General features: G+C 46.1%; 16 protein-coding genes. 8 read left to right on the top strand and 8 right to left on the bottom strand.

Annotated features, from left to right (window positions below; translation table 11 throughout):
• Nucleotides 1-154: 154 nt before the first annotated feature.
• Nucleotides 155-1,249 carry a cell division protein ZapE gene (gene zapE / locus OM978_RS02480; protein WP_264345303.1) on the bottom strand — a complete coding sequence of 365 codons (1,095 nt, stop codon included), beginning with the start codon at nucleotides 1,247-1,249 and terminating at the stop codon, nucleotides 155-157.
• Nucleotides 1,250-1,373: 124 nt separating this feature from the next.
• Between zapE and OM978_RS02475 the strand changes: the two genes are divergently transcribed.
• The 3 genes from OM978_RS02475 (at nucleotide 1,374) to OM978_RS02465 (ending at nucleotide 4,437) form a co-directional block, all read left to right on the top strand.
• On the top strand, nucleotides 1,374-1,826 hold the full coding sequence (locus OM978_RS02475; RefSeq protein WP_046519665.1) for a YhcB family protein: 453 nt from the start codon (nucleotides 1,374-1,376) through the stop codon (nucleotides 1,824-1,826).
• 79 nt (nucleotides 1,827-1,905) lie between these two features.
• Nucleotides 1,906-3,267, top strand: coding sequence for a Do family serine endopeptidase (locus OM978_RS02470; protein ID WP_264345301.1), 1,362 nt, complete (start codon nucleotides 1,906-1,908; stop codon nucleotides 3,265-3,267).
• A 147-nt stretch (nucleotides 3,268-3,414) separates the two neighbouring features.
• The gene (locus OM978_RS02465) at nucleotides 3,415-4,437 is read left to right on the top strand and encodes a trypsin-like peptidase domain-containing protein (RefSeq protein WP_264345298.1); all 1,023 of its coding nucleotides are present in this window, start codon (nucleotides 3,415-3,417) and stop codon (nucleotides 4,435-4,437) included.
• A 62-nt stretch (nucleotides 4,438-4,499) separates the two neighbouring features.
• On the opposite strand, the gene murA is transcribed toward OM978_RS02465, so the two are convergent.
• Genes murA through OM978_RS02430 form a run of 7 tightly spaced genes read right to left on the bottom strand, consistent with a single transcriptional unit; the run spans nucleotide 4,500 to nucleotide 9,050 of the window.
• Nucleotides 4,500-5,762: a UDP-N-acetylglucosamine 1-carboxyvinyltransferase gene (murA, locus tag OM978_RS02460; RefSeq protein WP_264345297.1), complete on the bottom strand. Its 1,263-nt coding sequence runs from the start codon at nucleotides 5,760-5,762 to the stop codon at nucleotides 4,500-4,502.
• A 9-nt stretch (nucleotides 5,763-5,771) separates the two neighbouring features.
• Nucleotides 5,772-6,029, bottom strand: coding sequence for a BolA family protein (locus OM978_RS02455; RefSeq protein WP_264345294.1), 258 nt, complete (start codon nucleotides 6,027-6,029; stop codon nucleotides 5,772-5,774).
• The gene (locus tag OM978_RS02450; RefSeq protein WP_264345292.1) at nucleotides 6,019-6,333 is read right to left on the bottom strand and encodes a lipid asymmetry maintenance protein MlaB; all 315 of its coding nucleotides are present in this window, start codon (nucleotides 6,331-6,333) and stop codon (nucleotides 6,019-6,021) included. The genes OM978_RS02455 and OM978_RS02450 overlap by 11 nt, the downstream gene beginning before the upstream one ends.
• Nucleotides 6,317-6,982: a phospholipid-binding protein MlaC gene (locus tag OM978_RS02445; protein WP_264345290.1), complete on the bottom strand. Its 666-nt coding sequence runs from the start codon at nucleotides 6,980-6,982 to the stop codon at nucleotides 6,317-6,319. The genes OM978_RS02450 and OM978_RS02445 overlap by 17 nt, the downstream gene beginning before the upstream one ends.
• Nucleotides 6,983-6,984: 2 nt before the next feature.
• Nucleotides 6,985-7,452, bottom strand: a complete 468-nt coding sequence (gene mlaD / locus OM978_RS02440) for an outer membrane lipid asymmetry maintenance protein MlaD (protein WP_233007504.1) — start codon at nucleotides 7,450-7,452, stop codon at nucleotides 6,985-6,987.
• Nucleotides 7,453-7,455: 3 nt separating this feature from the next.
• Nucleotides 7,456-8,238: a lipid asymmetry maintenance ABC transporter permease subunit MlaE gene (mlaE, locus tag OM978_RS02435; protein WP_264345287.1), complete on the bottom strand. Its 783-nt coding sequence runs from the start codon at nucleotides 8,236-8,238 to the stop codon at nucleotides 7,456-7,458.
• The gene (locus OM978_RS02430; RefSeq protein WP_264345285.1) at nucleotides 8,235-9,050 is read right to left on the bottom strand and encodes an ATP-binding cassette domain-containing protein; all 816 of its coding nucleotides are present in this window, start codon (nucleotides 9,048-9,050) and stop codon (nucleotides 8,235-8,237) included. The genes mlaE and OM978_RS02430 overlap by 4 nt, the downstream gene beginning before the upstream one ends.
• 375 nt (nucleotides 9,051-9,425) lie before the next feature.
• On the opposite strand from OM978_RS02430, the gene OM978_RS02425 reads away from it, so the two are divergent.
• The 5 genes from OM978_RS02425 to lptB are packed head-to-tail and all read left to right on the top strand — an operon-like array spanning nucleotide 9,426 to nucleotide 12,708.
• Nucleotides 9,426-10,394, top strand: coding sequence for a KpsF/GutQ family sugar-phosphate isomerase (locus tag OM978_RS02425; RefSeq protein WP_264345283.1), 969 nt, complete (start codon nucleotides 9,426-9,428; stop codon nucleotides 10,392-10,394).
• Nucleotides 10,394-10,951 carry a 3-deoxy-manno-octulosonate-8-phosphatase KdsC gene (gene kdsC, locus OM978_RS02420; RefSeq protein WP_264345281.1) on the top strand — a complete coding sequence of 186 codons (558 nt, stop codon included), beginning with the start codon at nucleotides 10,394-10,396 and terminating at the stop codon, nucleotides 10,949-10,951. Before OM978_RS02425 ends, kdsC begins: the two co-directional genes overlap by 1 nt.
• Nucleotides 10,948-11,502, top strand: a complete 555-nt coding sequence (gene lptC, locus OM978_RS02415) for an LPS export ABC transporter periplasmic protein LptC (RefSeq protein WP_264345278.1) — start codon at nucleotides 10,948-10,950, stop codon at nucleotides 11,500-11,502. The genes kdsC and lptC overlap by 4 nt, the downstream gene beginning before the upstream one ends.
• Nucleotides 11,492-11,986, top strand: a complete 495-nt coding sequence (lptA, locus tag OM978_RS02410; RefSeq protein WP_264345276.1) for a lipopolysaccharide transport periplasmic protein LptA — start codon at nucleotides 11,492-11,494, stop codon at nucleotides 11,984-11,986. The genes lptC and lptA overlap by 11 nt, the downstream gene beginning before the upstream one ends.
• Entirely contained in the window at nucleotides 11,986-12,708 is a 723-nt protein-coding gene (gene lptB, locus OM978_RS02405; protein WP_319633892.1) for an LPS export ABC transporter ATP-binding protein, read from the top strand. Before lptA ends, lptB begins: the two co-directional genes overlap by 1 nt.
• Nucleotides 12,709-12,770: the final 62 nt, after the last annotated feature.

Genomic DNA, 12,770 nt, shown 5'->3' with positions numbered 1-12,770 from the left:
AACACTGTTACACCTAACACAATCTTCATTGTGTCGCTTATCGCACCCCTTCGAGTACATAAACTGCCAGGCTACGGCAATTTCAGGCTGTAACGTGGGCCGGGCGCGGATTATATAGTAACCAATGATAAAAAACAGCCATTTACAGAAAAAATTACGGTAAATGTTCTCTCGCCAGATAATCGTGCGACTGCATTTCCTGTAAACGACTTAAACAGCGCTTAAATTCAAAAGACAAAATGCCCTCTGTATAGAGCTGTTCCATCGGCACTGCGGCTGAAATAATCAGTTTGACGTGGCGCTCATAGAACTCGTCTACTAATGCAATAAAACGTCTGGCGACATCATCGCGGGTCTGCCCCATCTGTGTGACATTCGACAACAGGACAGTGTGATAACACTTACTCAGCTCCATATAGTCATACTGGCTACGGGCCGTCTCACAGAGTTCAGGAAAATCAAACCAGATAATGCCATCGGCTTCTTTACGGCTGGTTAAAGTACGGCCAGCGATTTCAATCTTTGCTTCGTCTGTGCGGGGTTCAACCGACAAGGCCAGAAAGTATTCCGCCAGATTGCAGTCGGCTTTTTCATCCAACGGCGAATGATAAATTTCAGCCTGGGTTAAAGTCCGCAGCCGATAGTCGACACCGCTGTCAACATTGACTATGTCAGTATGCTGTTTAATTAATTCGATAGCAGGCAGAAAGCGTGCACGCTGCAAGCCATTGCGATACAAACCATCAGGTTCGATATTGGACGTCGCTACCAGCGTAATACCGCGGGCAAACAGCTCTTGCATCAAAGTGCCTAAAATCATCGCATCTGTGATATCCGAGACAAAAAACTCGTCAAAACATAAAATATCGGTTTCAGATTTAAAGCGATCAGCCACTACCTTTAACGGATCTGATACGCCGGGGAGTGATTTTAGTTCCTGATGCACTTTGTGCATAAAGCGGTGAAAGTGAATGCGCAGCTTACGTGTCCCTGGCAGGCATTCATAAAAAGTATCAACCAGATAAGTTTTGCCACGGCCTACACCGCCCCAGAAATACAACCCCTTCAGTGGCGTTATTTCAGGCTTTTTCCCTAACAATTTATCGAAGAAACCCTGTTTTACCGGTTTATCCTGCACAAATTGCTGATACAGACGTTCCAGCTGTTGCACAGCGTTTTGCTGGGCAGCATCAAACAGAAAATCGTCACGTTGGAGGTCTTGTTGATATTTTTGCAGTGGTGTAGTCATGCCGGATATTGAAAAATAAGCCAATTAACCCTAAATAATGGTCGTAATAGTAACATGCCTTACCACTCTGGATAAGAAGATAGGTTAAACTATTGTTGAACTAACTAATTTTTCAGGAGTTGTTATGACTGTTACTTTTGCCTTGGCCTGGTTAGTAGCTGGCTTAGTGGTTGGCATAGTGGCAACCCGCTTGTATTGTTTGCGTCAATTTAATCAAAGCAAACTGCAGGTGGAGCTAAACGAAACCAAACAACAGCTGCAGCAATATCGTAGCGATGTCACTGAACACGTGGAAACGACTCATCAACTGATGAGCCAGCTTCATGAAAACTACGAAAAAATTGCCCGCCATATGGCTCAGACCAAGATGCAGTTGATCGAAAGACCAACTTTTGACAACCGTAGCGAGCTGAATTATTTCTCAGCAGACACTACGGCACAAATACGCCAGTCGATCCATAAACTGGATGAGCGTCGCAAAGTGAAGGATGAACCATCCTATCAACCACTGGATTATTCCAATACAGCCAGTGGTTTAATGAAAAATAAAACTGAGCAAAACTCATCTGACAACTGAACTTTTCGACTGGTAAAGCATTCTTAGTGGCGTCATCTGTACCTTAGTGAAGTCACTTGTACGAAGGAGCATTACCTCTATGAAGTCGCAGTTATCTTTAGTTTCTATCAGTATTTTAGCCGCCTTACTGCTGGCGCAACCTGCGCCAGTTCAAGCTAAGTTGCCATTTTTTGGCGCTGGCGATCAGGAAATGCCTAGTCTGGCTCCTATGTTGGAGAATGTAACTCCGGCCGTAGTAAACATCTCAGTGGCAGGCAGCCGTGAAGTACGGCAGCGCTTACCTGGCGCACTCGAACAATTTTTGGGTCGTGGTGGTGAGCTACGTCAGGAACAACCTTTCCGTGGCTTAGGCTCAGGTGTCATCATAGATGCGAAAAAAGGTTATGTGGTCACCAACCACCATGTGATCAATGAAGCTTCAGACATTCAGGTCACCTTAAAAGATGGTCGAACCTACAAAGCCAAAAAAATTGGTGAAGATCCGGAAAGTGATATCGCCCTGCTGCAAATCGAAGCTGAAGACCTTAAACAACTTGAGTTAGCAGATTCAGACGGGTTAAGAGTAGGTGATTTCACTGTCGCTATAGGCAATCCTTTTGGTTTAGGCCAAACCGTTACTTCAGGTATTGTCAGTGCTTTGGGCCGTGGTGGTTTAGGTATTGAAGGTTATGAAGACTTTATTCAGACCGATGCCGCTATCAACAGCGGTAATTCAGGCGGCGCTTTAGTCAACCTGAAAGGCCAATTGATAGGCATCAATACAGCTATTCTTGGACCTAATGGTGGCAATATAGGTATAGGTTTTGCCATTCCTGCCAATATGATGAAAAACCTGGTAGCTCAGTTTATTGAATACGGTGAAGTACGCCGTGGTTCTTTAGGTGTTCGTGGTGGCGACCTCAATGCTGAAATTGCCAAAGCCATGAAAGCCAAGACCAATAAAGGTGGCTGGGTGCAGGAAGTGGTACCAGGTTCTGCTGCAGACAAAGCAGGCCTGAAAAGTGGAGACATTATCACGCACCTGAATGGCAAACAGATTGATTCCTTTACGGAGATCCGTGCGAAGATCGCTACTCTGGGTGTAGGTAAAGAGATTGCTCTGGGTATACTGCGTGAAGATAAAGCCATGACAGTAAAAGTCACGCTGGAAGCAGCTGAAGCAACTACGGCTGAAGCCAAAGTGTTACATCCAATGCTGACAGGCGCTAGTCTGAGTGATGGTAAAACACCTGATGGTGAAAATGGCGTTGTTATTAACGACGTAGACCAAGGTTCACCAGCAGCAGCTTTAGGACTGGAAAAAGGTGACGTAATTGTCGGTGTGAGCCGCAGTCGTGTCACAAACACCAAAGAGCTGCGTGAAATTCTGACGAAAAGCTCAGGTGTGATAGCGCTGCAGGTGCAGCGTGGCGATCGTATCCTTTATGTATTAATACGTTAACTTTTTGCAGTAGCAGGCCTGTGGCTTGCTACTGCTACTTCCGTTTTAGTGTTATGCTTGCAAAATCCTTTAGTTGCATAACGTCTTCCTGTGCCCAAACTTCTGATAAGTCTGTTAAAAAGTGTTGCTTATGGCCTCGCACTTGCCATGTTGTGGCTGGTTTTTTTTAACCAGAACCAAGGGCTAAGTCTGAACTTTTGGCAGCAGAAAGAGCAACTGCCTGCTCCTGTTTCTTATTCCAAAGCGGTACGTGCTGCAGCTCCTGCGGTGGTGAATGTCTATACCAAAAGCACGACTCAGGACCCACGTTCTTATCAAAATCGTACCATAGAGCGTCAGGAACTAGGCTCAGGCGTCATTATGAACGCTCAGGGTTATGTATTAACGAACTATCATGTGGTGTACGGCGCCGATCAAATCTCTGTGGCATTGCAGGATGGTCGCGTATTTGATGCAGTACTGATTGGTCAGGATCAATTGACTGACTTAGCAGTATTGTATGTAGAAGCAGATAACCTGCCCGTGATACCGCAAGACGCCAGCTTAGAACCCCAGGTTGGCGACGTAGTATTAGCTATTGGTAACCCCTTTAATCTCGGTCAGGCTATAACCCAAGGCGTGATCAGCGCAACAGGCCGCGCAGGCTTAAGCCCTGCCAATGGTTATGCCGACTTTATGCAAATGGATGCAGCCATTAATGCCGGCAACTCTGGTGGCGCTTTAATTAACAGTAATGGCGTCCTGGTGGGTATCAATACGGCTGCTTTTCAACGCCAGCGTAATCAGGATATTCAGGGTATATTTTTTGCGGTGCCTTACCGCTTAGCCAGCAACGTACTGCAGAAGCTTATCAAACATGGCCGGGTGATCCGCGGTTATTTAGGCGTCAGTGGTGACCCTGTGGTTAACCCTGCTGGTGATCTGATGATATCAACAGCCCAAACCTTATTTGGAGTCAAAATCAGCGCCATTGAGCCTTTAAGCCCTGCAGCTATTGCGGGTTTACAGGTCGGCGATATATTGCAGAAAATCAACGGCGAGACGCTGACCAGCGTGCATCATGCGCTGGATTTGATTGCAGAGACAGCACCTGATACCACCTTACAAATGTCGATTGAACGCGGCGGTAAGGCTTTGAATGTGCCTGTGGTGATCAGAGAACTGAACTAAGCTTCCAAGCAGACATAAAAAAGCCAGTGACGAGCACTGGCTTTTTTGTTTAAAGCGACAGATCAGGCGGGAGCATTGATCCGCTGGATATTAGCGCCTAAGCCCTTGAGCTTATGTTCAATTTGCTCGTAGCCACGGTCGATATGGTAAATACGATCGACCACTGTTTCGCCTTCTGCGACCAAACCTGCAATCACTAAGCTGGCAGAGGCTCTTAAGTCTGTTGCCATGACCTGAGCCCCCATCAGCTTGTCAGTGTGCTTAATCAACACTGTATTGCCTTCCTGCTGTATATCAGCACCCATACGTTGTAACTCAGGCACATGCATAAAGCGGTTTTCAAAAATGGTTTCAGTGACCATACCCACGCCTTCAGCCACCACATTCAACACCGTAAACTGTGCTTGCATGTCGGTGGGAAAACCAGGGTGAGGTACAGTTTTAACATTGACTGATTTTAAAGTACGGCCTGTCATGTTCAAACGGATCCAGTCTGGTCCTGAACTGACCTCAGCACCCGCCTCACGCAGTTTTTCAAGCACCACTTCAAGCTCAGCCGGCGATGCGTTTAAGCAAGTCACATCACCACCAGTCACAGCAGCTGCAACCAGGAAAGTACCTGTTTCAATACGATCAGGTAATACAGTGTGATTTGCACCGTGCAGTTTTTCTTTACCTGTAATACGGATAGTGTCAGTGCCAGCGCCCTGAATATCAGCACCCATAGCAATCAGATACTTCGCTAAATCAACCACTTCTGGCTCACGTGCAGCATTTTCAATAATGGTTAAACCATCGGCCAGCACAGCGGCCATCATCAGGTTTTCAGTGCCCGTGACACTGACCATATCCATGAAGATGTGGGCACCGTGTAAACGGGTCGCTTTGGCTTTGATATAACCAGCTTCAACACTGATTTCAGCACCCATTTTACGCAAACCGTCGATATGTAAATTAACCGGACGGGCTCCAATAGCGCAGCCACCTGGTAATGACACTTCGGCATGACCAAAACGCGCTAACAAAGGCCCTAACGCCAGAATAGAAGCGCGCATGGTTTTCACCAACTCGTATGGAGCCATCTGACTATGAATTGCTGTCGCATCCACTGTCACCTGATGGTCGTTACGGCTGACTTCAGCACCAAAAATACGCAACAATTTAAAGGTGGTATCAATGTCTTTTAATACAGGAACATTGCTCAGCACCGACGGCTGCTCTGCCAGAATAGTGGCAAATAAAATAGGAAGTGCGGCGTTTTTAGCGCCGGAAATAACAACGTCACCTTTTAAGGTGGCGCCGCCTGAAACCAGAAATTGTTGCATTTTTAACTACTATACAGGTGGGTTAAGTAATTTTTCACGGCGCCATTGGGTCGGCGTGAAGGTTTTTATTGAAACGGCGTGAATACTACCATCAGCAATAGCTGCCATCAAAGGGGCATAAATCATTTGTTGCTGCTTCACCCGGCTGATACCGTCAAAACAGTCACCTATTGCAGTCACTGCGTAATGATTGCCTTCGGCTTTGACATACACTTCAGCCAGTTTCAGCTCTTCGATTAACAGCTGCTCAATGTCATTACACTGCATTGCCTTTATCCTCTTTTACCAATGGCAACAAAGCCAACACATCTGACAACTGCGCCAGAGAGATCAACTGCTCTGGCACATGGCGCATTTGGATCTGTAATCCAAGTTTGGCCGCTTGCGCAACCTGATGTAGTAACCAGGCCAGGCCTGCAGTATCTACCAACGCCAATTCACTGAAATCGAACACCACAGTGCCACTTAGTTTTTTTAATAACTTAAATGGCCACTGGGTTGGTACTGTTTCCCGATCCAAAGCACCGGCAAAAAACAGAGTTTGTTCTTGCTGACTAATTTTTAGCATCATTACCCTGCAAAGGAGCTGTGATAGGAGCTTTTGATTTTTCGATTAACAGAGCTGTTACGCTGGCTAAACCTTGCTGACGGATCAGGTTACCTAACTCAGCTCTCTTGCTGTCCAGCAGAGAAATACCTTCAGCCACCATATCAAACACCTGCCAGTTTTGAGAATCTTTAGCACGGCGCAGTTTAAACTCGATATTGATATCTGGTTTACCAGGGTCAATCACGCGAGTTTTGATGGTGACAATATTCTGATTGCCTACAGCTTTGGCTGGTTCAAAAATTACTTTTTGATTTTTATACTGTGTCAAAGCACCAGCATAAGTAGCAACCATATAGTCTTTAAATGCCACCACAAAAGCATCACGCTCTTCTGGTTTAGTTTGTTTAATGTAGTTACCTATCACACGGAATGCCGCATAACGGCTGTCGATGTACGGTACTAACTCTTCATTAACGATAACACGTAAATGCTCAACGTCTTTTTGGATCACAGGCTGATCATTAGAGATGCGGCGAAAAGTTTGATCCGCCACAGCTTCGATCATTTTGTACGGGTCTTCATAAGTTTTAACGTCAACGGCTGAGGCTTGAGCAACTAATCCCAAAGAGATCAATGCAGTAGCTGCGATTTTTACCAGCAAATTTTTCATGCTTAGTTACTTCCTCTATTAAATAAGAACTGACCAATTAACTCTTCCAGTACTATGGCTGACTTGGTGTCTTCAACATAATCGCCACTTTTTAAAATGGACACAGTTTCGTCGACAAAACCAGGTTGTAATCCAAGGTACTGCTCACCCAACAAACCAGAGGTCAAAATAGCCACTGAGCTGGTTTCAGGGAAATTGTTGTATTGGCTATCAATTTCCATCGCCACTACAGGCGAATATTCTTCAGTGTTGAGTTCAATCGAACGAACCCGACCAACCACTACACCCCCTACTTTGATCGGAGAGCGTACTTTTAAACCGCCAATATTTTCAAACTTGGCATACAACATATAAGTTTCGCCAGATCCCGTCATACCGCTGTTTGCCACTTTCAGAGACAACAATAAAAAAGCGGCTATAGCCAGAGCAACAAACAAACCCACCAACACTTCGATTTTGCGAGATGTCATTTTTTATCCACCAAACATTACTGCAGTTAATATAAAGTCAAAACCTAAGACCGCTAAAGAAGATGTCACCACAGTTTGTGTGGTGGCCTGGCTGATACCTTCAGAGGTTGGCACCGCATCAAAGCCTTTATGTAAGGCTATCCAGGTCACAATCAAGGCAAACACAGCACTTTTAATTACGCCGTTCAAAATATCCTGCTGGAAATCGACGTTAGCTTGCATGGCAGACCAGTAACCACCACCATCTACACCTAACCAATCCACACCCACCAAATGACCACCTAAAATACCTACAGCGGTAAAAATCATGGCCAGCAGCGGCATACTAATGACACCAGCCCAAAAGCGTGGTGCGATAATACGGCGCAGCGGGTCAACAGCCATCATTTCCATACCGGACAGCTGTTCTGTCGCTTTCATCAAACCTATTTCTGCGGTTAAGGCGCTACCAGCCCGACCAGCAAACAACAAGGCGGTCACTACAGGGCCAAGCTCACGCAACAAACTCAAGGCCACTAGTGGGCCTAACATTTGTTCTGCACCAAATTTGGACAGCACTGTGTAGCCTTGTAACGCCAACACCATACCGATAAACAAACCTGAAACCAGAATAATAAGTAAAGACAATACACCTACGACATACAACTGCTTCATCAATAAAGGGAAGCTCTTGCGAGGTGTTGGCCAGGCCACTAAAGCGCCAAACAACATCAGAGTTGCACGGCCCATGCCCTGGATTTTAGCAATACTGTGTTGTCCAAGTTGCTGTAACTTATCCACTATCACTTCGCTAACTCCATTAATTCAGCACTGTAACTAGCCGCTTTAAAGTGGAAAGGCACAGGGCCATCAGATTGCCCCTGTAAAAATTGCTGTACTAGGGCGGATGGATGGGCACGCAATTCATCCGGCGTACCCTGCCCTATGACTTTTTGCTCTGCCACCACATACACATAGTCGGCAATGCTCATCACTTCATTGACGTCGTGTGACACCACAACTGAAGTTAAACCTAAAGCGTTATTTAGTGAGCGGATCAAACGGACAATCACGCCCATCGAAATCGGATCCTGACCAGCAAAAGGCTCATCATACATAATCAATTGTGGGTCAAGCGCAATGGCGCGGGCTAATGCAGCACGACGAGCCATACCACCAGATAATTCGGCCGGCATTAAATCCCGGGCACCACGTAAACCCACAGCTTCAAGCTTCATCAACACCATCAGTCGGATAATCTCTTCTGGCAGGCGGGTATGCTCGCGGATAGGGAAAGCGACGTTGTCATAAACCGACATATCACTGAACATGGCGCCACTTTGAAACAGCATGCTCATTTTTTGCCGCGCTTTGTACAAATCTTTACGACTGAGCTGAGGTATATCCTGACCGTTGATCAAAATTTTACCTTGTTCAGGTTTTAACTGACCGCCGATCAGACGCAGCAATGTGGTTTTACCAATACCGCTGGGCCCCATAATGGCGGTCACTTTGCCACGCTGAAACTGCATGCTCATGTCATCATAGATCACACGGTCACCACGTTTGAACGTCAGGTGCTGAATGTCTACCAGAATATCTGACACGTTGATCCTCATTTAAAGAGAGTAGCGCATATGGCTAAAATTAAAGGCGCGCAATATACCTATGCAAAACTGCGACTTCAAGCCAAGCGAGCCAGTAAAGGTCTGTCATTGTATAGGTTTTTCACCCCGACAACCTTATAAAAAATAGTAACAACTGATTGCAAAAACAGAATAATTCGATTGTTTTACGTAATCTTTTGCATTTGAGTCTAATAAGCACGAAAATATCAGCCTCTGTGTATGGCCGCAAAGTGTGCCGCGCTGAAAATGAATCGCAGCTTAATATTTCAGCTATCTAAATGATCTAACAGATATTCTTACTGGATCCTTTCCACAGAACTACAGATCCAAATAAGCTGGCAACGATTAATAAATGGGGATTTTTGCATGACTCTGGACTTTCGCCCTCAGGCTCTGCAGGTACTGCAGATTGAAGCAGCCGCAGTAACCCAACTTGCCGCCTACATAGACGAGAGTTTTAATTTGGCTTGCCAGATGATGTTTGACTGTAAAGGTCGGGTCATTGTGATTGGTATGGGTAAATCCGGCCACATCGCTCATAAAATTGCGGCCACCTTAGCCTCAACCGGCACTCCTTCTTTTTTTGTTCATCCGGCAGAAGCCAGCCATGGTGATTTGGGTATGATCACTCAGGACGATGTGGTACTTGCCATTTCCAACTCAGGTGAAACTGCAGAAGTGCTGACTATAGTTCCGGTGCTAAAACGCCGTGGCATTAAAATGATCGCTATGACAGGCCGTCCTGAATCGACTTTAGCCAGCTTATCCGATGTGCATGTTTGTGTTCGGGTTGAACAGGAAGCCTGCCCTTTAGGATTGGCACCCACCGCCAGTACGACAGCCACTTTAGCTATGGGTGATGCGCTTGCCGTTGCTCTTTTGGATGTACGAGGCTTTTCTGCCGATGATTTTGCCTTATCTCATCCGGGTGGCAGTTTAGGACGTCGTTTATTATTAAGACTGGAAGATGTGATGCATTTTGGCGATGCCTTGCCTGTGGTACACCAGCAAGTCAGTCTGAAAGAAGCCCTGCTGGAAATATCCCGCAAGGGTCTGGGTATGACGGCAATAGTGGATGACTCCGGCAAATTGGCAGGCTTATTTACCGATGGTGATTTGCGCCGGGTACTGGATCAGCAGGTCGACTTACATACAGCCAGCATAGCCAGTCTGATGACCAAAAACTGCATTACGGCTAAACCTGCTATGCTGGCAGCAGAAGCCTTGCAAATCATGGAACAACGCAAAATTAATGGTTTAATAGTGGTCAACGAGCACCAGGAGCCTGTCGGTGCTCTGAATATGCATGACTTATTAAAAGCCGGAGTGCTCTGATGTCAGCTTTATTTACACAAATGTATCAGGCCATCAGCCCAGAGCTGGAACAAAAAGCCCGGCACATTCGCTTGTTGATTTGTGATGTGGACGGTGTGTTTTCCGACGGCCGTATTTATCTGGGCAATCAGGGTGAAGAGCTCAAAGCCTTTCACACCCGCGATGGTTACGGCATTAAAGCTCTGCGCCATGCCGGCATTGAGGTAGCTGTGATCACAGGACGCCGTTCAGAGATAGTGCAGCAACGTATGACCTCCTTAACTGTGCCTTATATTTATCAGGGCCAGGAAAATAAACTCGCCGCTTTTGCTGAACTCCAGCAGAAACTGGCACTCGAAACGTCACAAATTGCCTTTATTGGCGATGATTTAGCGGATTGGGCCGTGATGCAGCATTGTGGTTTAAGTGTTGCAGTGCAGGACGCTCACCCTTACCTTGTATTGCATGCAGATTACCGTTGTAAGTTATCGGGTGGTTTTGGTGCTGTGCGTGAACTCTGCGATTTGCTGTTGACCAGTCAGGGCAAATTTGCTGAATTTTCAGGAAGTAGTACATGATCCGTCAATTTCTCTGGTTGGTGCTGATAGTGGCCGCTGCCGCTGGTTTTTACAGCTGGCAACTACTGGATCAGGAACAAAATGCTACCCCAGCGAATCAGGACAACCAGCCTGACTATGTAGCCCAGGACCTGACCCGGATGATTTACGATAAAGAAGGTCATTTGTCGGATTTAATCCGAGCTCAGCGGATGGAACACTTCGAACGTTTTGGTTTTTTGCAGTTTGATTTCCCTATCTACACCATTTATCAGGAAAAAGTGCCATTATGGCAAGTGACAAGCGAGCAGGCAGTGCTTTATCCTGATGATAAACTCATTCTAGAACACAGAGTGGAGCTGCGTAATATGTCGACAGATCCACTTTTTACCCGAATAGAAACCAATGCAGTTGAGCTGCTATTTAACAATAATACGCTGCAATCAAACGAACAGGTGCGAATTTTTGGATTAGGTTTTCAAATCACGGGCCAAGGTATGCTGGCGGATTTGAACGCACAGAATATAGAGCTGAAACAGCACACTAAAACGGTTTATTACAATGAAAAGTAACATTATTTTACTCAGCGTTCTCGTCACATTCAGCGGTTTTTGTCTGGCTGGCCCTGATGATTTCAAAAAAGAAATTCAGGTTGGTTCTGACCGCCAGTTTGGCTCGATTAAAGACAAGATGATGACCTTTGTCGATAACGTCAAAGTTGAGCAAGGTAGCTTATTAATTGAAGCCGATAAACTCGAAGTCATTGCCAGCGCAGGCAAAGGCAAAGAAGTATTTATCGCCTCAGGCCAACCTGCCACCTATTCGCAAATGCTTGATGGTGATAAGCCCATTAAAGCCAGTGCCAATGAAATCCGTTATGACGTAGCCAATGGCACGCTGGTACTGACGGGTAGCGCTGAACTCAGTCAAAATGGCAGTATGGTGCAAGGCGCAGTGATTAAATACAACCTGGAAAAACAAGAGCTGGAAGCTGAATCTGACGGTAAAAAAACCGAACGAGTCACCACTGTATTCAGCCAGGAAGGAAAAGAATAATGAAGTTAGTCGCGTCCCATCTGGCCAAAAGTTATAAAGGCCGTCAGGTGGTCAAAGACGTTAGCCTGGAAGTGAATGCCGGTCAGATCGTAGGTTTATTGGGCCCAAACGGCGCAGGAAAAACCACGACTTTTTATATGATTGTTGGCTTAGTGCCGTCCGATAAAGGCCAAATCACGCTGGATGGCAAAGAGATCACCTTTGATCCTATCCATGCCCGCGCCCGCTCTGGTATTGGCTATCTACCGCAGGAAAGCTCGATATTCCGCAAACTGACGGTGTACGACAACCTGCTGGCCATTTTGCAGCATCGCAAAGATTTAACCGAAGAGCAGCGTGAAGAGAAAGCCGATGCGCTGCTGGACGAATTCCATATTGGCCATATCCGGAATAGCCTTGGCATGAGTTTATCCGGTGGTGAACGTCGCAGGGTGGAAATAGCCAGAGCACTGGCTGCAGATCCGGCATTTATCCTGTTAGATGAACCTTTTGCTGGTGTTGATCCTATTTCAGTGTTAGATATTAAAAAAATCATTCAGCATCTGTGCCAACGAGGCATAGGCGTGCTGATCACCGACCACAATGTGCGCGAAACCCTTGATGTCTGTGAAATTGCCTATATTGTAAGTCATGGAGAACTGATTGCTGCAGGTACCCCGGCTGAGGTTTTAGCAAACCAACAAGTCCGTGATGTCTACCTTGGTGAGCAATTCAGGTTATAGTTTAAAACAACATCCGAATAGGGTTGTTTGGAGAAAATAAGAAGTACATGAAACCGTCTCTG

This window comes from Rheinheimera sp. MM224, assembly GCF_947090785.1.
Taxonomy (GTDB): domain Bacteria; phylum Pseudomonadota; class Gammaproteobacteria; order Enterobacterales; family Alteromonadaceae; genus Pararheinheimera.
This window is presented reverse-complemented; position numbering and strand designations above follow the sequence as displayed.